General features: G+C 50.4%; 20 protein-coding genes. 9 read left to right on the top strand and 11 right to left on the bottom strand.

The features are described from left to right. The first annotated feature begins 1 nt into the window (after window position 1). The 4 genes from modB to DFR47_RS13995 all read left to right on the top strand — a co-directional run bounded on the left by modB (window position 2) and on the right by DFR47_RS13995 (window position 2861). A complete protein-coding gene (gene modB, locus DFR47_RS14010) occupies window positions 2-682 on the top strand; it encodes a molybdate ABC transporter permease subunit (protein ID WP_113945207.1) in 681 nt (226 codons plus the stop codon). Next, window positions 682-1803 (top strand): molybdenum ABC transporter ATP-binding protein, encoded by a 1122-nt coding sequence (modC, locus tag DFR47_RS14005; protein WP_245416570.1) that lies wholly within the window; start codon window positions 682-684, stop codon window positions 1801-1803. The genes modB and modC overlap by 1 nt, the downstream gene beginning before the upstream one ends. Window positions 1804-1841: 38 nt before the next feature. Next, window positions 1842-2513 (top strand): GNAT family N-acetyltransferase, encoded by a 672-nt coding sequence (locus tag DFR47_RS14000; RefSeq protein ID WP_113945046.1) that lies wholly within the window; start codon window positions 1842-1844, stop codon window positions 2511-2513. Window positions 2514-2636: 123 nt separating this feature from the next. Next, window positions 2637-2861 (top strand): hypothetical protein, encoded by a 225-nt coding sequence (locus tag DFR47_RS13995; protein ID WP_113945045.1) that lies wholly within the window; start codon window positions 2637-2639, stop codon window positions 2859-2861. Window positions 2862-2868: 7 nt separating this feature from the next. Here the strand turns inward: DFR47_RS13995 and DFR47_RS13990 are convergent, their stop codons facing one another. From DFR47_RS13990 to DFR47_RS13980, 3 genes are all read right to left on the bottom strand, one after another. After that, entirely contained in the window at window positions 2869-3993 is a 1125-nt protein-coding gene (locus DFR47_RS13990; protein WP_113945044.1) for a nickel/cobalt transporter, read from the bottom strand. Between the two features lie 72 nt (window positions 3994-4065). Next, window positions 4066-4743 (bottom strand): DUF1007 family protein, encoded by a 678-nt coding sequence (locus DFR47_RS13985; RefSeq protein ID WP_113945043.1) that lies wholly within the window; start codon window positions 4741-4743, stop codon window positions 4066-4068. An 83-nt stretch (window positions 4744-4826) separates the two neighbouring features. After that, window positions 4827-5747, bottom strand: coding sequence for a LysR family transcriptional regulator (locus DFR47_RS13980; protein ID WP_113945042.1), 921 nt, complete (start codon window positions 5745-5747; stop codon window positions 4827-4829). Window positions 5748-6532: 785 nt separating this feature from the next. Here DFR47_RS13980 and DFR47_RS13975 point away from each other — a divergent pair. From DFR47_RS13975 to gndA, 3 genes are all read left to right on the top strand, one after another. Then, on the top strand, window positions 6533-7663 hold the full coding sequence (locus DFR47_RS13975; RefSeq protein WP_113945041.1) for a type III PLP-dependent enzyme: 1131 nt from the start codon (window positions 6533-6535) through the stop codon (window positions 7661-7663). 220 nt (window positions 7664-7883) lie between these two features. Continuing rightward, window positions 7884-8519, top strand: a complete 636-nt coding sequence (locus tag DFR47_RS13970) for a GNAT family N-acetyltransferase (RefSeq protein WP_113945040.1) — start codon at window positions 7884-7886, stop codon at window positions 8517-8519. 144 nt (window positions 8520-8663) lie between these two features. After that, window positions 8664-10082, top strand: coding sequence for an NADP-dependent phosphogluconate dehydrogenase (gene gndA / locus DFR47_RS13965; RefSeq protein WP_113945039.1), 1419 nt, complete (start codon window positions 8664-8666; stop codon window positions 10080-10082). Between the two features lie 50 nt (window positions 10083-10132). Here gndA and DFR47_RS13960 read toward each other — a convergent pair whose 3' ends face one another. The 4 genes from DFR47_RS13960 to DFR47_RS13945 form a co-directional block, all read right to left on the bottom strand. Then, a complete protein-coding gene (locus DFR47_RS13960; RefSeq protein ID WP_113945038.1) occupies window positions 10133-11194 on the bottom strand; it encodes an ABC transporter ATP-binding protein in 1062 nt (353 codons plus the stop codon). A gap of 3 nt (window positions 11195-11197) precedes the next feature. Further along, the gene (locus tag DFR47_RS13955) at window positions 11198-12001 is read right to left on the bottom strand and encodes an ABC transporter permease (protein ID WP_113945037.1); all 804 of its coding nucleotides are present in this window, start codon (window positions 11999-12001) and stop codon (window positions 11198-11200) included. Further along, window positions 11998-12900 (bottom strand): ABC transporter permease, encoded by a 903-nt coding sequence (locus DFR47_RS13950; RefSeq protein WP_113945206.1) that lies wholly within the window; start codon window positions 12898-12900, stop codon window positions 11998-12000. The genes DFR47_RS13955 and DFR47_RS13950 overlap by 4 nt, the downstream gene beginning before the upstream one ends. Before the next feature lie 207 nt (window positions 12901-13107). Continuing rightward, the gene (locus tag DFR47_RS13945) at window positions 13108-14211 is read right to left on the bottom strand and encodes an ABC transporter substrate-binding protein (RefSeq protein WP_113945205.1); all 1104 of its coding nucleotides are present in this window, start codon (window positions 14209-14211) and stop codon (window positions 13108-13110) included. Window positions 14212-14918: 707 nt separating this feature from the next. Between DFR47_RS13945 and DFR47_RS13940 the strand changes: the two genes are divergently transcribed. Beyond that, window positions 14919-15740 carry a helix-turn-helix transcriptional regulator gene (locus tag DFR47_RS13940; protein WP_113945036.1) on the top strand — a complete coding sequence of 274 codons (822 nt, stop codon included), beginning with the start codon at window positions 14919-14921 and terminating at the stop codon, window positions 15738-15740. A gap of 57 nt (window positions 15741-15797) precedes the next feature. Here DFR47_RS13940 and DFR47_RS13935 read toward each other — a convergent pair whose 3' ends face one another. From DFR47_RS13935 to DFR47_RS13925, 3 genes are read right to left on the bottom strand one after another with little or no spacing between them, the layout of a single operon-like run. Continuing rightward, entirely contained in the window at window positions 15798-16244 is a 447-nt protein-coding gene (locus DFR47_RS13935) for a Fur family transcriptional regulator (RefSeq protein WP_113945035.1), read from the bottom strand. Continuing rightward, window positions 16241-17110, bottom strand: a complete 870-nt coding sequence (locus DFR47_RS13930; protein ID WP_374788393.1) for a metal ABC transporter permease — start codon at window positions 17108-17110, stop codon at window positions 16241-16243. Before DFR47_RS13930 ends, DFR47_RS13935 begins: the two co-directional genes overlap by 4 nt. Then, window positions 17064-17951 (bottom strand): ATP-binding cassette domain-containing protein, encoded by an 888-nt coding sequence (locus tag DFR47_RS13925; RefSeq protein ID WP_113945033.1) that lies wholly within the window; start codon window positions 17949-17951, stop codon window positions 17064-17066. The genes DFR47_RS13930 and DFR47_RS13925 overlap by 47 nt, the downstream gene beginning before the upstream one ends. 155 nt (window positions 17952-18106) lie before the next feature. Here DFR47_RS13925 and znuA point away from each other — a divergent pair, with 155 nt between their 5' ends. Continuing rightward, on the top strand, window positions 18107-19057 hold the full coding sequence (gene znuA, locus DFR47_RS13920; RefSeq protein WP_113945032.1) for a zinc ABC transporter substrate-binding protein ZnuA: 951 nt from the start codon (window positions 18107-18109) through the stop codon (window positions 19055-19057). 6 nt (window positions 19058-19063) lie between these two features. Here znuA and DFR47_RS13915 read toward each other — a convergent pair whose 3' ends face one another. Beyond that, window positions 19064-19477 carry an RrF2 family transcriptional regulator gene (locus DFR47_RS13915; protein WP_113945031.1) on the bottom strand — a complete coding sequence of 138 codons (414 nt, stop codon included), beginning with the start codon at window positions 19475-19477 and terminating at the stop codon, window positions 19064-19066. Window positions 19478-19855 lie beyond the last annotated feature (378 nt).

Raw genomic sequence — 19855 nt, 5'->3', positions numbered from 1 at the left:
GATGGTTACGCCGGAAATGGAAATCATCGCTTTGTCACTGAGAATAGCAGGCATTGCTATTCTCGGGGCACTGCCGGTTGCTTTTGGTTTTGCGTGGATATTGGCGCGCTATGATTTTCCCGGCAAAAGCCTGTTGCAGGCGGTGCTGACCATGCCTTTGGTCTTGCCGCCTGTGGTTACCGGCTATTTCCTGCTGGTGCTGTTTGGTGCACGCGGTGCAATCGGCAGTCTGTTGCTGGAATGGTTCGGTTTCAGCTTTGCTTTCCGCTGGACCGGCGCAGCCCTTGCGGCTGGTGTGATGGCCTTGCCATTGCTGATCCGTCCGATGCGGCTGGCGATTGAAAATATTGACAAGGGCTTGGAAGAAGCTGCCCGCACGCTCGGTGCAGGGCGCATCAAAGCCTTTATGACGGTGACACTGCCGTTGCTGATGCCCGGTATTATCGCCGGTAGTGTGCTGGGTTTTGCCAAAGCGCTGGGTGAATTCGGTGCCACAATTACCTTCGTTTCCAATATTCCGGGTGAGACACAGACGTTGTCGCTGGCGATTTATGCGCTGATGCAGAGCCCGAGCGGTGATGCCGCTGCGCTGAAGCTTATTCTGGTCTCCGTGGTGCTGTCAGTATTGGCTGTGGTGTTGTCTGAATGGCTGCAACGCCGTCTCAGCAGAGGAGGGAAATAATGTCGAAATTCTCCTCCAATGCGCTTGAATTGAGTGTCAAAGGTGGCAATGGCGGCTTTCGTGTTGAAGCGGCCTTCCGCGCAGAAACTGGCGTGACAGCCCTGTTCGGCGCTTCCGGTGCCGGTAAAACCACTTTGCTGCGGATGATTGCCGGAACCCTGCGGCCTGAAGCCGGACGCATAGCAATCGGTAATTTGGTGCTGTTTGACAGTGCCCGGAATATTAATCTGAAACCTGAACAGCGCCATATCGGCTATGTCTATCAGGATGCCCGTTTGTTTCCGCATCTTAGTGTTTTGCGCAATCTGACCTATGCGCAATGGGCAGGCAAGCGCCAGCCGGAACGTAAGCTTGAAGAGATCACCGAACTGCTTGGCATCGGTGCATTGTTGCAGCGCAAGCCGCATCAGTTGTCCGGCGGTGAAAAACAGCGCGTTGCCATCGGACGGGCATTGCTATCAGCACCGCGCCTGCTCTTGCTGGATGAGCCATTGTCATCGCTGGATCATGCACGGCGTCAGGAGATTTTGCCTTATCTGGAGCGCCTGCGTGACGAGAGCGGTTTGCCGATCGTCTTTGTCAGTCATGAAGTGGACGAGGTTGCACGGCTGGCAGATACGCTTGTGCTGCTGGAGCGGGGACGCGTAAAGGAAAGCGGTTCAGTGTTTGATATTTTCAGCCAGATTGATGGCACAGGCGATACGACAAGCGTGCTGCTACTGGGCGAAGTAACCCGCAGCGATGATGCCTATGCAATGGCTGAGATCGCCATTGGCGGGCATTGCTTCCAGCTCACAGATCACGCTTTGCAAACGGGTATGAAGGTGCGGTTGCGCATCCGCTCCCGTGATGTGTCGCTGTCACGCTATGCGCCGGTTGATATCAGTATCCGTAATATTTTTCCGGTGGTGATTAATTCTATTTTGACCGATGACGGGCCTTTTGCGGAGCTCAATTTGCAATTGGGTGATGTGCAGTTGCTGTCACGCATTTCACGTAAATCTGTGCAAGATCTCAATCTGCAAAAGGGTGAGCAGATTTTCGCGCTTATCAAAGCAGTGTCGATAGATCGCAGCGCTGCACGCTTGCAGCAAAATGAAATCAGTTTGCAAATGTCATAAAATATGATCATTTCTCCCTGAGAATGAGGAGAATGATTATGCGGGATTTGTCTGAGTGGACACCACGTCCGTTGCCGGAACGCAAAGTTCTTGAAGGGCGCTATGTCCGGCTGGAACCGCTTGACGCGGATAAGCACGGGCAAGGTCTGTTTGAGGCGTCCAGTGTTGAGGATGCAGACAGCCGCTTTACATGGTTGTTTGATACTGTTCCCGCAACCTTGGAAGATATGCGTCCGTGGCTGGAGAAATCCGCAGCCAGCCAGACAACTCTGTTTTATGCGATTATTGACAAGGCTACAGGCAAAATCGCCGGTCGTCAGGCGCTGATGCGTATTGATGCAGAGAACGGCAGTATTGAAATCGGCAATGTCTATTGGGGGCCATTGATTTCCCGCAAACCGGCAGCAACAGAAGCGCAATATCTGTTCATGCAATATATCTTCGATGAACTTGGCTATCGCCGTTACGAATGGAAATGCAACAATGACAATCTGCCATCAAAGCGTGCTGCAGAGCGTTTCGGTTTCCAGTTTGAAGGTATTTTCCGCCAGCATCTGATTGTTAAGGGCAAGAACCGCGACACAGCATGGTATGCTATGATCGACAGCGAGTGGCCGGCTTTGAAGCAGGCCTATCAGAACTGGTTGTCTCCGGAGAATTTTGATGCGGACGGGCAGCAAATTCAAAAGCTGGAAGCGTTTCGTAATTAGAGCGCCGCGCACCCTCTTGGGTGCACAAAACTCGCTCTAACGCTTTTTATTTACAGCATAATTTTACCTTAAACTGATAAGGATTTAAGGAATTATGCCGTAGTCAGGATCGGGGAGGATCATATGACAGCGCCGCAACAAAATAACAATGAAACGCGCAACTCCGCTATCGCTGCCGCACTGATACTGGTGGTGTTCGGTGCGTTGTTTTACTTTATGCCGATTATCATGCTGGCAGTCGGACCCTATAGTCATGTGCTGGCTGCATTGATTGCCATAGTCTTTGTGATGGCGTTTTTCGCTGTGTTTTGGCTGCGGGCAAAAGCACAGAAAAAACGCCAACATTGACCGGTGTTTAACTCAGAGCGGCGGTTAGCAATAATACGCCGGTGAGAATGATAAATAATGCGGCGGCGACCTCGATTGCCGTTTGCAGCCGCGTTGACATCAGCGGGTTTTTAACAAGTCGCAATGCAGTGTTTTTGGCGGTGACAGCCAAAGTTGCCAGCGCAGCCACAGTGATGAATGTGCCGATTGCCATAGCAAATGTGGAAAGAATGCCGCCGAGCATCAGGCCGTTGAGCATCGAGAATGTCAGCACAATGATAGCGCCGGAGCAGGGACGAACGCCCACTGCAATGATGGCAGCCCATGCGGTTTTCCAGTTGAAATCACCGCTCAGCGTGGACGGGTCTGCAAGGTGGCTGTGGCCGCAGGCAGTGCAATTGGCACCGCTGCCGGAAAACTCATGATCGAAAGTCGCTGCTTTGGCATTGGCAGGCTGATATTTGAGCCGCATGGATGTGTTGAGCGCGGTCGGTTTTTGTGTGGCGGATGCTGAGAGTGAGCCTTGCCAGACAGGTGACGGCGCTGCCACCTCTGCCGGTATAACCGGAGCAACCTGTGGTTTGGTGCGGAATTTGCGGATGAGAATATAGATGCCGCAGAGGATCACCAGCACATAGCTGGCAATTTCCATATAGCGCCCTGTCATGCCCATAGAGATGCCGGTGCCGCGCAAAACGAACCATGCCAGTCCGACAAGAATAATGGCAGAGATTGCCTGCAATATGGATGAGATGAACGACAGGAAAATACCACGACGCAAAGCAGTTTCATTGGCAATCATATAGGAAGAAATCACCGCTTTGCCGTGACCAGGGCCTGCGGCATGCAATATGCCATAGAGAAACGACAGGCTCACCAATGTCCATGCCGCCCAAGGGTCTTCCCGCATGGCTTTGAGCGCCGTGGTCATCATCAGATAAAAGCGTTTTTGCTCGGCATTGATCCACAGGATCAGATGGGCAAAGGGGCCGGTTGGTTGCAGTGAGACTTCGCTGGCACCGATGCCCAGTGAAGATTGCGCCCATGTCTGCGAAACGGAGACAAGTAAAAGACTGGTAAGCAGTATGGTCAGGAGCAGAGCGGAACGCTTTACGGGGAAGAGATGAAGCGTTTGCCTGTTGATGAAATTCATACTGCGGTACCTCTGATGATATAACGTAACGATTTCGGTTTATACGCGACCAATTAAGTGGCCGCCGGGAGATTATTTACAGGTGATTTCTATACGGGTGGCGAAGAATTTGGACACATCATTGGTCATGGCCGCTGCTTCGTCAAAAAACGCTTGGGTCAGGCTGTCCTGATTTTGTGCCAGTGCTTCATCTGGATCAGGGCGCACGACTGCAGAACTGCAACCGGCAGGCATACCTGTGACCACCAGATCTTCATCTTTCAGATAGTCAATTGCAGTGTAAAAGGTCGGATCATAGACCCCGAAACTGACTTTGTGACCCGGTTCCAGTTTCAATGGTTTGTCAGGCTTGCTTTCAAACAGCACAATCAACTGATTATCAGGCAGATCGGCAATCAGATGCTCGGGCTTTTTCATGGTTATATCTTTGCCGTCCTGCGTAACGGTCTGAAAATATTTATATTCGGCAATTGATGTGTCGATGGTTGTGCTGAGTTCATTGAGCTCTGCTGCATCGAGTTTCAATGTGCCTTTCTTGTCAAATTCCAGCAGCACAGTGGATGAAAACAAGTCATCAAAACGCCAGACATGCGCCAGTTTTTCAACCATGCGCTCCGGTGAGATAGTGATTTCCAGACGTGCTTCAGCAAAAACATGCGGATGTGCTGCAGCTGGCACAGCGCTAAGCCCTGCAACTATGCAGGCCAGTCCGGACAGATTCAGAAAATGCCTGTTGTTACTGTTCGTCATGAATCGAAAATCTTTTAATGCGCAAAGTGGCAAATTGAGTGAGTAGTGAGGCAAAACTACGGCTGGTTTATCGCTATCGCGTTTTATTCCTCGCCGCCGGTCAGTTCTTTGCAGGGATTATCTTTGAACCATTTGGCAAGATAGTCGACCAGCAGGCGCACTTTGGCAGGAAGGTACGTGCGGTGCGGATAAACAGCGTAAATACCGCCGTCATTGAGCATGAACTCCCGCAGCACCGGTACAAGTGTACCCTTTGCCAGTTCGTTATCGGCGACAAAGCGCGGCAAGACGCTGAAACCCAGACCTTTGACGGTTGCAGCCATTGTGGTGAGCGGGCTGTTTACTTCCAGCGGGCCGCGAATGGCGACGGTCATCATCGAGCCGTCCTGATTGCGGAACTGCCAGTTATTACGTGAGCGGCTGTTGGTGTCGACAATGCATGGCATATCCCGCAGCTGCTCCGGTGTTTCCGGCATGCCAAGCCGTGCAATCAGATCCGGTGAGGCACAAACAACAGTGTGAAAAGCGGTCAGTCTTTTGGCGATCAGCGATGAATCCTGCAAACGGGTAATACGGATGGCAAGATCGAAACCTTCTTCAATCAGATCCACAAAACGGTCATCCAGATGAATGTCGAGGGAGATTTCAGGATGATCAGCGCAAAAATCAATCAGGGACATGCCCAGTGAAGCATCGGCAAAGCTGCGCGGCGCGGTCAGTTTGATTTTGCCGCGTACATCGCCGCTGCTTTCAGAGATGGAATCTTGCAGATCATCCAGCTCGCGCAGGATTTCCGTCGCACGGTGGTAATAAGTGTGGCCGCTCTCTGTGAGCGAGAATTGCCGTGTTGTGCGGTTCAGCAGCCGTACGCCCAGATCATCTTCCAGCTCGCGGACATATTTGGAAAGAAGTGCTTTTGAACGGCCGATTTTGCGTGCTGCTGCGGAGAAGCCTTCAGCCTCCACAACATCAATAAAAGCACGCATCCGTGTCAATGTGTCCATGAACTCTTCCCTCCAAATCGGCCCCGGATCAGGGACGAAACCGCACCATATATCGCGATCCTGAATATTCAAAATGTCTCAGAAATTTCAAAGTGATTCGTCATAATCGGCTTCTGTGACAGCAATTTTAATGATCTTCATAAAGCACTACGCCGTATTTTGAATAAAGAAGTGATTTATTAACCAAAAAAAATCAAATCGGCTCAAATTTGTCATTGTGTGGACACATAAATCATCTTATATCGCCCTTGCCCAAAGTCGCACGTGCCTGTGGGTGTCCGCCGGTATTCTTAATGGAGAATGACCCGGTACGGTAACCTGGACCTAACCGCTCCAGTCGATCTGATGGCCAACCACGGATCGAGGACATCTTGAAGCAACGACGGTGCGGGCCTTTCTGGTGTCTTCCGGCTCTCCACAGGTCGGGAACTCAAAGAGGCACACCCTCATTGCCCTAAGTGCGGAACCGGGATTTCCCCATTCCAAGCCAAGGCAGACAAAGCGGAGAAACGCTAAATTCAGGGCGTTGATCCATCTGCATATGTATTTGTTCCGTGTTTCCCACATCTCCAAAGGTTGGTTACGCGCGAGGCTGATTCATATTTGCCGCAAGGCATTTTGTCCCTCTGATGACTTTTGTTGCGTGAAAGCGCAGGTATTTGCTCATCAGTCCTTTGAAATCATGCTCAGCCTTGTGCGTCATCGCACGGGGGCAGGCTTTCGCATCGCTAATGATATGAAGATGCGGCTTTTTTTACTGCTTAAATGCAGTTCAGGAGATCAGGATGGCTACACAGCGCATTATCGACTTTCTCGCCACCCGACGTCCGGAAGGCCCTTGCCTTGTCGTTGACATCGACGTTGTGCGTGAAAATTATGAACATTTTGAAAAGGCTTTGCCTGCCTCGCGCATTTTCTATGCTGTAAAGGCAAATCCTGCACCGCAGATCCTGTCGCTGCTCGCCTCCATGGGCTCGAACTTCGACACCGCATCGGTTGCAGAAATTGAAATGGCACTGAATGCCGGTGCAACAGCAGATCGCATTTCTTATGGCAACACCATCAAGAAAGAGCGCGATATTGCTCGTGCCTATGAATATGGCATTCGCCTCTATGCTGTTGATTGCGTTGAAGAAGCGGAAAAGGTTGCCCGTGCGGCTCCTGGTTCCCGCGTTTTCTGCCGCATTCTTGCTGATGGTGAAGGCGCTGAGTGGCCGTTGTCGCGCAAATTCGGTTGCGTGCCGGAAATGGCTGTTGATGTGCTGCGTGCCGCCCACAAGCTTGGTCTGGATGCCTATGGCGTTTCCTTCCATGTCGGTTCACAGCAGGTGGATCTGACTGCATGGGATCGCGCTCTGGCAGACACCAAGGGCGTGTTCGACCTGCTGGCCAAAGAAGGTATCAATCTGAAGATGGTCAATATGGGCGGTGGTTTCCCGACCCGTTACCTCAAGGATATTCCGACTGCACAGGCCTATGGCGAAGCGATTTTCGACGCACTCAGCCGTCATTTCGGCAATCGTCTGCCGGAAACCATTATCGAGCCGGGTCGGGGTATGGTTGGTAATGCCGGTGTGATCAAAACCGAAGTGGTTCTGGTTTCTCGCAAAGCTGACAATGACAACCGTTGGGTCTATCTCGATATCGGTAAATTTGGTGGCCTTGCAGAAACTATGGATGAAGCGATCCGTTATCAGATCGTGACACCACGTGACGGCGATGTAATGGAACCTTGTGTTCTGGCAGGCCCGACCTGTGACAGTGCAGATGTGCTTTATGAAAAGACACCTTATCCGCTGCCGGTCTCGCTGACCATCGGTGATGAAGTGCTGATCGAAGGCACAGGCGCTTACACAACAACCTATTCGGCTGTTGCATTTAACGGTTTTGAACCGCTGCGCTCTTATGTGATCTGAAGCTGATATGCGTCTCGTCAGGGACGCATATTGGGTCTCGTATTGCGAATGATACCGGTGAAGAGATTTCACCGGTTTTGTCACATAACATTTTTGCTTTGTGTTTATCCTCTTACATATGTGTGAGGACACAATACCTCTTAACGTTTTGTTTTAGCGCATTATCCGAGCCAAAACTGCTACGCATTTTTGACACGCAAATGCTTTAAGGTTCACGCTGATGTCTGCTTCTTCTGTTGCGGCCGGAACCACGGCTGAATTGTCAGTCACGCAAACCCATACTCTGGCCCATAATCCGACCCATAATCCGGCTTCTTTTTCGATTGCTCATGAAACGCCTGCGGACAGCAGTGCGCGTGAAGCTCTGCTCGACCGTGTGATGGGAGAGGGACGCAAGCGCAAATCTTCTGAAAAGCTGCGCCGTAAACGTGTGCCTGCCTTTGGAGCGGCGCTTGTTGCCCGCGATGATAACGGTGCCATGATTGGTACTGTTCGGCTTTGGCATATTTCTGCCGGCAAAAAAGCCGGAGGTGAGGATGTACCTGCTTTGTTGTTGGGGCCTTTGGCGGTTGAAGATGCCTATGCGGGGCGCGGTGTTGGCTCAGGGTTAATGCGTCAGGCTATCCGCAACGCGCAGGCACTTGGCCACAAAGCGATTTTGCTGGTGGGCGATCCTGACTATTACAGCCGGTTTGGTTTTGTTGCTGCCAAAACATCTGCTCTGGCAATGCCGGGGCCGGTTGAGCGGCATCGTTTTCTGGCGCTGGAGCTGGAAGAAAACTATCTGGATGGTGCATCCGGTGTGCTAACTGCCACCGGCAAGCTGATCACTGAGCGTCAGGCACTTGCTGTTTAAAATTACTATTTTTTGAGAACAACACGGTTTCAGCTGTCCGCTTTATGCTTTCAGTTGAAACCGCTTTTGAATAACATACCTATATAGAACGAGCGTTTTTGATCCGGCTTTTGTCCGGAATGGTTCATATTTAGGGAAAACAGCATGCAACTGGCGGATATCGGACTGATCGGGCTTGGCGTTATGGGTTCCAATCTGGCACTCAATATTGCTGAAAAAGGGTATCGTGTTGCCGTTTATGACCGTGAGGCAGAGGTGCTGGAGAAGTTCCACGCCAATGCGGGTGCGTTACAGGAGCGGATTATCCCCTGCGCGAGTATGGAGCAGCTGAGCCAGAATATTGCGAAGCCGCGCCCGATTATTATGCTGATTAAAGCTGGTAGTCCGGTTGATACGGAAATGGCCAAACTCAAGACCTTTCTTGAGAAGGGCGACATTATCATTGATTCCGGCAATTCCGATTACCGCGATACAATCCGCCGTTTGAACTCCCTTGGTGAGAATGATCCGACATTCGTAGGTATGGGAATTTCCGGTGGTGCGGAAGGTGCCCGTAACGGCCCGTCAATGATGGTTGGTGGCACGGCAGAGGCTTATGCACGAATCGAGCCGATACTGGATGCAGTCGCTGCCCGTTATAAAGGTGAGCCATGCAGTGCCCGTATGGGACCGGACGGTGCGGGGCATTTTGTTAAAACTATCCATAACGGCATTGAATATGCCGATATGCAGATGATCGCGGAAATATACGGCATCCTACGTGATGCCTGCGGTTTGAAGGCGGAAGAAATCGCCCCGATTTTTGCAAAATGGAATGAAGGGCCGCTGAACTCTTACCTGATTGAAATTACGGCAGAGGTTTTGAAGGCGCTGGATCCGGAAACGGGCAAGCCGGTGCCGGATATTATTCTGGATGCGGCAGGGCAGAAAGGTACCGGACGCTGGGCGGCGATTGAAAGCCAGATCCTCGGTGTTCCGGCAACGGGTATGGAAGCGGCTGTTGCCGCCCGTTCGATTTCATCTGCGATTGAGTTACGACAAAAGTTGGCTGCAACTTACGGCGATCCTGTACAGGCAGGGGCGATCAAAGCGGATCAGGCCTTTATTGATTCACTGGAGCAGGCTTTGCTTGCAGCGAAGATTGCTGCCTATGCACAAGGCTTTGCGGTAATGGCCGCCGCTTCCAAGGAGCATGAGTGGAATTTGCCGCTGGCAACAATCGCCCGTATCTGGCGCGCCGGCTGTATTATCCGTTCGCAATTCCTTGATGAAATCGGTGAAGCTTTTGCGGCTGGTGAGGTTGAGAACCTGTTACTGGCGCCTGCATTTGTGGTGCCAATGAACACTGCTGCTCAGGAATTGCGCAAGGTCGTTGCTACGGCTGTGAGTGCCGGTGTGCCTGTTGCGGCTCTGAGTTCGGCGATCAGCTATTTTGACGGCTTCAGACAAAAGCGCGGTTCGGCAAATCTTATTCAGGCGCAACGCGATTTCTTTGGTGCCCATGGATTCAAAAGAATCGACAAGCAAGGTGATTTCCATGGTCCTTGGGGTGATGGCCTGTAAAAGAATGGTTTTATAAAAAAGCCCCGAACGTGACGTTCGGGGCTTTTTTGTTATTTACCAAGTACCAGTAAATCCTGTGCCGAGAAATGCACGGTGATTTTGTCGCCATGTTGTGGCGGGCGCACGGCAGGATTATTGAAGCTATCAAAAGACAGCTGATTGCCGCCGAGCATCACGCGGGTGCGGATCACAGAGCCTAAGAAATGCACATCCTGCACGATGACTTCCGCTTTGCTGTCGCGGGCAGGGGAGGTATCAAGGCTGATCGCTTCCGGACGCAATGCCAGCGTGACCATATCGCCTTGTTTATAAGCGGCCAAGGATTGTGGAACGGTGATGATTGCGCCGCCAAGATCAGCTTGATTCTGCTGCGGATCGGTGACCCGTGCTTCGAGCATATTGAGCGTGCCGACGAAAGACGCGACAAAACGTGAGGCCGGCCGGTTATAAATATCGAACGGCGTGCCGATCTGATCAGCCTTGCCTTCATGCATCACTACAATACGATCAGAGATCGACAGGGCTTCTTCCTGATCATGGGTAACAAATACGGTTGTGATGCCAAGCTGGCGCTGAATTGCTCGAATTTCTTCACGCAGCGAAATACGGATTTTAGCATCCAATGCGGAAAGCGGTTCATCCAGCAGCAAGACCTGTGGTTTTGTTGCCAATGCACGGGCAAGCGCTACACGCTGCTGCTGCCCGCCGGACATCTGATAAGGGAAGCGGTCAGCCAGATGTTCAAGGCGGATCAGTTCCAGCATTTCTTTGACGGTCGCATCAATCTCGGCTTTTGGCTTGCCGGAAACACGCAGACCAAAGGCAACATTTTGTGCGACAGTCATATTCGGGAACAGCGCATAGGCCTGAAACACCATGCCGATATTGCGTTTATTCGGTTTGAGATCGACAACATCCTGACCGTTGATCTCGATCACGCCCTGATCAGGTGTCTCGAAACCCGCAATCATGCGCAAAACGGTGGTTTTACCGCAGCCGGATGGTCCCAAAAAGGAAATGAACTCGCCTTTTTCAACAGCCAGACTGAAATCATGAACAACAGTATTCGCGCCGAAGCTTTTTTTGAGATTTTTAATATTGAGAAAAGCCATGACTTAATTGCCTGCTGTCTTAAATTTGGAGAAGCGGGTGACAAGCTGCAGCATGATCATGCTCAGCCATGTGATGCCGAATGCAATAATCGCGAGCGCTGATGGTTCATAGGCACGGTTTGCACCGACAAGCTGCAAATAAGGGCCGAAAGCCGGACGGTTGAGCAGCGACGCCAGTGTAAATTCACCAATAACAATGGCAAAGGTGATGAACGCACCGCTCATAACACCGGAAAGCACATTCGGGAAAATCACTTTGAACAATATCGTCGGCCAGCTTGCGCCAAGACTTTCAGCGGCTTCGGTCAGGGTACGAACATCAATCGTGCGCATGGCTGTATCGATTGAGCGATACATATAAGGCAGCGCCAGTGTCACATAACCGAACATCAGCAGCAGGTCCGTTGCCCATGTTGAGCCGGTAAATGGCAGCCATGAGGATGAGTTATAAATCCGCAAATAGCCGAATACGATAACAATAGCCGGAATAACCAGTGGCATCAGCGTGATGAATTCAATGACAGGGCGCAAATATGGCATGCGCAGCCGCACCCAATAGGCAGTTGGCACCACCAGAAGCACGCCGAAAATAATCGTCATGATTGCCAGCAGGATGGAATAACCGAATGTCGCCTGAAAATTCGGGTCTGTCAGCACAACGCGGTAAGCGTCAAAAGAATATTCACCACGGCGCATACGCAGCGAGAATTCAAAGGTGCCGATCAGAGGCACGACAAAATAGATCGCGCCGATGAGAAAGGCGATCCATGCGCCGAGGGTTTTAGGAATGAAATATTTCAGTTTCATTTCTGCCACCGTTCTGCACGCATACGCAGCCAGATATAAAGCAGATTGGAGATGCCGGTAATCAGGATCATGCCCAGAGCCAATGCATAACCGAGATTCTGATTGTGCAGAACATCGCCGCGAATCTGCGCATAAAGCAGAATCGGTACGATATTCAGAGACGAGCCGGTCAGCGCATAGGCTGTGGCAATAGCACCAAAGGCATTGGCAAACAGTAACAGGCTGGTGCCGAGCAGGCTTGGCCAGAGAATCGGAAAGGCGACCATACGCCAATACTGAAAAGTGGTAGCACCAAGAATGGATGAGGCTTCACGCCATTCTTTTTTCAGCCCATCCAAAGCGGGGGTGAGAATCAGCACCATCAGCGGAATCTGGAAAAACAGATAGGTTAGTGTAAGGCCGAAGAAGCTGAGCAGGTTAAAACCGGTGGCATAGAGATTAAAACCGAACCATTCCCGCAGCAAAATGGTGACAAAACCGGTGCGTCCCAAAGTGGCCAGAAAGGCAAAAGCCAGTGGCACACCGGCAAAGTTGGATGCTACGCCGGAGAAAGTGAGCACGGTCGGGCGCAGAAAACGAGGCAGTTTGCCCAAAACAATTGCCCATGCCATGAAGGAACCGATCACAGCGCCACCCAAAGCGGAGGCAAAGCTGATTTTGATCGAGACCCAATAGGCACTCATAATGCCGGGTTCAAACAGACCGATAATATTTTGCAGGGTGAAATTACCCTGATCATCCTGAAATGCGCCAACCACCAGATACATGGTCGGCCAGAGCAGAAACAAAATTGCGAAAGCGAAAAAAGGGGCAACACCCAGCCACTCTAAAGGCAGGCGACGCTTGGAGCGACGCACCGGAGGCGTGTCAGATGTTATACCATTGCTGGATAAGCTCATATTATTTTTGCTTTTTATGGTCTGCGGCGGAAAGATTTCCGCAGATTGAAAAGGATAAAGGCTGAAAACACGGCTGACGAGGTAATTTCGCGTTAGCGGAAAAGGTGTTTTCCAAAGTTGTCTGCACTTGATCTGCTTAAAAACAGATGGTGTTGCGGAATGATTGATATCATTCCGCAACAGGATTTGTGCGTTTAGTTGTTCAGATTACTGAACATTTGCGCCGACAACGCTGTCCCAGTTCTTGGTGATAGCGGCCTGAGATTTATCAAGCTCTTCCAAGGTCGGGAAAACGGCTTTCTGATAAGCTTCTGCCGGTGGCAGCTTGTCTAGCAGATCCTGAGGAATCTTACCTTCTTTTGCCATGGCGTTGAAGCGGATCGGATGGCAATAGCCCTTCAGGTAACCGACCTGACCTTCATCGGAATAGAGGTGTTCCATCCAGAGTTTGGCGGCATTCGGATGCGGTGCGTAGGCGCTGATACCCTGCACGTAAACACCGGCGACAACGCCGGTCTTCGGAATGATCACTTCAACTTCCGGATTGCCGTTCAGCGTATCGCGGTCGGCCAGAGCATTATAGTCCCAGCGGATGACGATCGGGGTTGAACCCTGTGCCAAAGAGGCGGCTTTACCGATAACCGGTACGAAATTGCCTGCTTTGTTCACATCCCGGAAGAATTCCAGACCTTTCTGGGCTGCTTCCTCACCTGGCTTGCCGCCAAGGGAGAGACCGGCAGCGTAGACGCTGAGAATTGCCTGTGTGGAAGCACGCGGGTCACCGGAATGGGCAACCGCATTCGCAAATTCTGGTTTGAGCAGGTCAGCCCAATCCTGTGGTGCGTCTTTGATAATGTCTTTATTCACTTCAAAGGCCAGCACGCCGTAATAGTCACCGTACCAGTAACCTTCAGCATCTTTTGCATCATCAGGGATCGAATCCCATGTTGATACTTTATATGGCTGCAGCAGACCGGCTGCTTTGGCCGTTGTACCGAATGTGAAGCCGACATCGATCACATCAGGCGCCTGCGGGCCTTTATTGTCTTTGTTGGCTTTAATGGCTTCGATTTCATCACCGGAACCGGCATCCGGATTCAGTTCATTGACCTGAATACCGTATTTGTCCTTGAAGCTCTTGATGATCTCACCATAGCCGCACCAGTCGTGTGGCAGTGCAATTGTGGTAAGCTGACCCTCTGCTTTGGCTGCAGCAATCAGTTCTTCTGACGGAGCAGCCACCGATAATGTGGTTCCGGCAAAAGCGATTGCAGTTGTCAGGGACAACAAGCGCGTTGTTCTGTTCAGCATTGACATACTCCCCTTCGATCTACGGGATGCCTGCTTCAGGCCATCCTCGTGTTTTTCCGATATGCTGCTTTTATGAAAGTACCATGACAGCTATCGTTTATCTTTTGTGTTGGCCAAGTGAACCATGTTTTTATAGCGCAATCAATTGAATGTTACAGTTTGCAAGCAATGAAAAACAAAAAAAGCCGCAATATACTTAATGTCTTGAATAAATTGATTTTTATCGAGCGCTAATGTTTTTGGAATTGCGATTTGAAATTTTAGAAAATATCATTTTTCTAAAATAAACAATGTCGTAAATGAGCTAATTATTGCGGGTAACTATTTGGTGGTTGTGCATTGTGATAAAAACATTTTAATAAAATACTTCAGTTCTACGTGGCCTTTTTGATTTTATGGCTGTAGGAATTTATATTAATTGTATGATTTTTAATGTTTATTTTTATAAATATATTTCGCAGGCGAAGCCAGAGAGAAGGAGGGATTTTCAGACGGTAAGTAATGTTTATTGGAATCGGGAATGTCTGATTTGCGCCATCATGATAAAATACAATTTTTGCTTTATTTAAGACTTACTACTAATTCAAGAAACAGTTTTTGCGCTTGGCGCTTTCGAATCATTTTCACATTTGCGCGTTTTTATGGTGCTTTATATTTTATGTTTTCATTTCACCGACGTTTAAAGGTGTTCAGAACGGAATTTTTTCATGGAATTTGAATTCATCCATTTCCCTGACTTTCAGAACAGTTTCTTTGGCAAAGAATATCGCTCATCAATACTTGAGACATATTGCGCAGTGCGCAAAAGGCTGTCCTGCAAACATATCACGCATATTACGCCAAAGCATCCGGATGAGTATCCGGGGCAGGAAGATGTCAGAACTGTTGTCTCGACTTATCCGTCAGACTGGGTCGTTAATTATGCGGTAAAAAGCTATTTTGATATTGATCCGCTGTTCCATCAGAAATGGTCAAGTCCTGCGCCGGCGCAAAGCGTCAGCCTTACGGAAATTTACCCGCCAAAGCAAAATACACCGGCATTGCAAGGTTTTGTTGATGATATGCGCGCGCATCAGTTCGGCCAGACCTATATTATGGTCACGCAACGCCTGAACGGATATGGCGATGCTCATACGATTTTTGCGTTTGATCGTTTGAAAGATCAGAACGGTAAGCATGATATGAGTGCAACAGATCTGATCCGCTTGCTTGAGAAAGAGTTTATGCAGGCGGCGACGCAGGTGCATGAGGCTGTTCTCACAGCGGTCAGCGATCATTCAACGCAAAAGAAAGAAGTGCAGTCGCTGGTCTCTTTAACGCCGCGTGAAATTGATTGTCTGAAATGGGCTGCACGGGGCAAGACCGATGGCGAAATTGCGGATATTCTCAGCATTGCCCGCTGGACGGTGGTAACCTATCTGCAAAATGCCAAGATAAAACTCGGTTGCGCAAACCGCACTTCCGCAGTTGCGGTAGCAATGTCGCTGGGGATTATTCCGCTGCCGGATACATCCCATCTTCAGAGCTGAGGTTATGGCAATCTTTCCCGCGCCAATTATGAGAGGCGCGGGAGTAATCCATGAAATTTAATTATGCGCGCAACTTGCACAAAGCCCGCGAATTTCCAGCGTTGTCTTCGTCGGATGGAAATGGTTCTTCTGTGTCCAGTGCTGAACACAATCTTCAATTTCCGGTTCTGTAAATTCCGAGGCTAAGCCGCACTTATCGCAAATCGCAAAAGCCGCAATACCATGCAGATGGCCGTGTTCCTGATGATGCGGATGCGCACAGGCGATAAAGGCATTCAGGCTTTCAAGGCGGTGGATCAGGCCATATTCCAGCAATTTATCCAAGGCGCGATAGACTTGCAGAGGCGCGCGAAAGCCTTCCTCACGCAACTGGTCGAGAATTGTATAGGCGCTCAGCGGAAACTCTGCTTTCGCCAGAGAGTCTAAAACAAGGCTCTGATTGCGTGTCAGTTTCGGAGCGCGTGCTGCTGCGGATGCAGTTCCGGAATGGGTGTGACCGGTCATGATGTTGGCTCCTTATGACGTGCAGATGGCAGAGATGTTTTGAGTTTTTGCCATGGTAACATGCTTATAGCAAAAAAGATCACAGATGCCACGACAATGGATGGTCCGGACGGCGTGTCATAATTCAGTGAACCAAAGAGTCCAGCGATAACGGAACATACGCCGATAAAAGCCGCATAAATGGCCATTTGCTCCGGCGACAAAGCAAAGCGTCGTGCCGTGGCTGCCGGAATGATCAGCAGGGCGGTGATTAGCAAAATACCGACGATCTTCATTGCAATAGCAATGAGCAGTGCCAGTAGGATCATGAAGAGTGTGCGGTGCAATTCCGGCTGCAGGCCTTCTGCACGGGCAATGTCTTCACTAATCGTTGCGGCAAGCAATGGTCGCCATAGTTTAATAAGCACTGCCAATATCAGTGTGCCACCGGCGTAGATGGCGATGAGGTCTGAAACGGATACCGCGAGAATGTCGCCAAAGAGCAGTGACATCAGATCGAAGCGGATCCATGACATGAAGGCAACCAGCACAAGGCCGAAAGCCAGAGTAGCATGGGAAAGAATGCCGAGCAGTGAATCTGCCGAGAGCGTGTGCCGTTTTTGCAAAACCACCAGCAACATGGCGATGGTAAAGGCGATCACAAAAACAGAGATCATAATATTGAGATCAAACAGCATGGCGAGGCCAACACCGAGCAGGGCGGAATGCGCCATGGTGTCACCAAAATAGGCCATACGTCGCCAGACTATGAAGCAACCTATTGGCCCTGTGATCAAAGCAAGGCCGACACCGGCAAGCATGGCGCGGAAGAAAAAGTCATCAAGCATGTTTATGTCCGCCGGCTTCTGAATTGTATTCGCTGTCATGATGGTGGTGGCCGTCATCGTGGTGACAATGATCGGTCACTGTGCCGTCTGCATGTTGCACACGCCCGTCAGCCAGATGGGTGTGGTCATGGTGGTGAGTGTACACGGCCAGAGATGGCGGTATTTCTGCGCCGCGTGGGGAGCGCAGGCCGAATAGTCTGGCATATTCCGGACTGGCAGCCACATCAACTGGTGTGCCGCTGCAGCAGATATGGCCGTTGAGACAGATCACACGATCTGTTGCAGCCATTACAATATGCAGATCATGGGAGATCATCAGCACACCGCAGCTGGTATGGTCACGGAATTTGGCAATGGTCTCATAAAGCTCTGCTTCACCGGCAAAGTCGACGCCTTGCAGCGGTTCATCCAGAACCAATAAGTCTGGTTTACACCCAAAAGCACGGGCAAGCAGCACACGCTGAAATTCACCGCCGGATAAATGTACCACCTGTGCATTGAGCAGATGCGGTATGCCAGCAAGAGTGAGTGCTTCATCAATTGCCTGTTTGCTCAATGATGCGGTCATACACATCATTCGCTCAACAGTGAGCGGAAGGCTGGGATCGATGGTGATTTTTTGCGGTACATAACCAATGCGTAAGTGCTTGTCGCGCTTCACCGATCCTTCATCCGGTTTGTGGATGCCGAGCGCCAGTTTCGCCGTGGTGCTTTTACCGGAGCCATTGGGGCCGATTAAGGTCACGATCTCACCGCGATGCAGATCGAGCGTAATATTGCGAACCAGCCAGCGGTCGTTTCGTTCAATACCTACATTTTCTAAACGCAGAAGAATGTCAGGTTTCGGTGCGGCAGGCGCAACTGATGTCGGATGATGCATTGTTCGCTTTCGGATTTCAGAAAAGCATTTTGTGCTCTTGTCACGGGTTATCTCATACGTTATAGCATTACGCAATAATGTAACTTTATAACATATTGTATCTGCCCTTTGTCATTGCAACCGTGATGGCGTTCAATTCGTTTATGTGAGGTTTTATGTCTGTTATACGGGTTTTACTTGCATCCGCTCTGTTGTCTGTTTCAGCGCAGGCTGTTTTTGCCGCGGAAAAAGGTGATGTCGTCGTTTCCATTAAACCAATCCATTCCTTGGTCTCCGCAGTGATGCAGGGAGCAGGGGAGCCGGAGCTTATCGTTAAAGGCGCAGCGTCAGAGCACGGTTATAGTCTGAAACCTTCAGATGCGGGTGCGCTGGAAAAGGCGAAGGTCATTTTCTGGGTAGGGCCGGAAATGGAAACTTATCTGACAAAGCCTTTGGGCAGTCTCGGTGCAAAAGCGGAAATCGTGCAATTGGATCAGGTGAAAGGGCTTGAAATCCTGTCGGCTCGTGAAGGCGGTAATTTTGAAGCCCATGATCATGGCGATCACGGGCATAGCCACAGCCATGATGGGGAGGCTGAGGCACATGACCATCATCATGATGATATGCATATCTGGCTTGACCCGCAAAATGCTAAACTAATGCTGGAGCCGATCGCGGCGGCTTTGAGTAAGGCTGATCCGGAACATGCAAAGCAATATCAGGACAATGCGGCTGCCTATGCCGATAAGATTGATGCGTTGCAGAAAGAAGTATCCGCAGAACTCGAGCCGGTACGCACCAAGCCATATATTGTGTTCCACGATGCCTATCAGTATTTTGAGCGCCGTTTTGACCTCGCATCGGCAGGCTCTATTACAGTAAATCCGGAAAAAGCACCTGGGGCAGCGCGTATCCGTGAAATTCAGACCAAGGTAAAATCACTGGGGGCAACCTGCGTCTTTTCCGAACCGCAATTTGAATCTGCTCTGGTTAAAACTGTTCTTGAGGGAACGCAGGCCAAAACGGGTGTTCTGGACCCGCTTGGCGCTGAGCTTCAGGATGGGCCGGAGCTTTATCCGCAGCTGATCCGTAATCTCGCGACGTCGCTCAAGAGCTGTCTGCAATAATTACGATCAATAATCGCTGTAGCCATCTGCCAGTGTGCGCTTATCCAGTACATTGGCGATGGCTTCACGCACTTCAAGCATCATGCGCCGGATTTTGCAGTCTTCTTCAATGCAATCCTCGCAGGCTTTATATCCGGTCTTGCTTGCGCAGGGGAGGGGGGCCAGCGGGCCGTCAAGGCTGCGAATAATATTGCCTATGGATATCTGATCGGCAGGCTTAGCTAAACAAAAGCCGCCACCTTTGCCTTTACGGCTTTGTACAAAGCCGGCTACACGCAAATCCGTCAGGATATTATCCAGAAATTTACGCGGTATATTGCGGGCTTTGGCAATCTCGCCCACAGAAATAAGATTGTCCTGCGGGGCTTCGGCCAGATGCACCATGGCTTTGAGGCCGTATTTCCCTTTTTTAGTCAGCATGTAAGCGGTGTTCCCTGCTTTATATAGTTATTGCACTCTATGTGTAGCGCAGCTGCTTACAGGTATCAAATGCTGAGAGCGGGGAGGAGGGGGGGAAGCAGTCGAATCCGGATTAACGGGTTCTGGCTGATGGTTAATAATTTCTTAAAATCTGAAGTTTTCCCTGTGGAAAGAAAGATTGAGAAAATTGCATTATTTTCGTTTTGTCGTGTTGACAGTTTGGCTTGGTGAGGTCTATATGAGCTCAACAACGAGGGCGGCGGCGCTGCTAGCGGCAGAGAGCTTCGCCCTTGAGATTGGTTGATTGAGAGATTGGCTAATCGCTAAAGCACTGAAAAGATTGAGAGATTGATTTAGTGTTTACGAGATTTTAAGGTT

Source organism: Pseudochrobactrum asaccharolyticum (assembly GCF_003314995.1).
GTDB lineage: Bacteria > Pseudomonadota > Alphaproteobacteria > Rhizobiales > Rhizobiaceae > Pseudochrobactrum > Pseudochrobactrum asaccharolyticum.
This window is presented reverse-complemented; position numbering and strand designations above follow the sequence as displayed.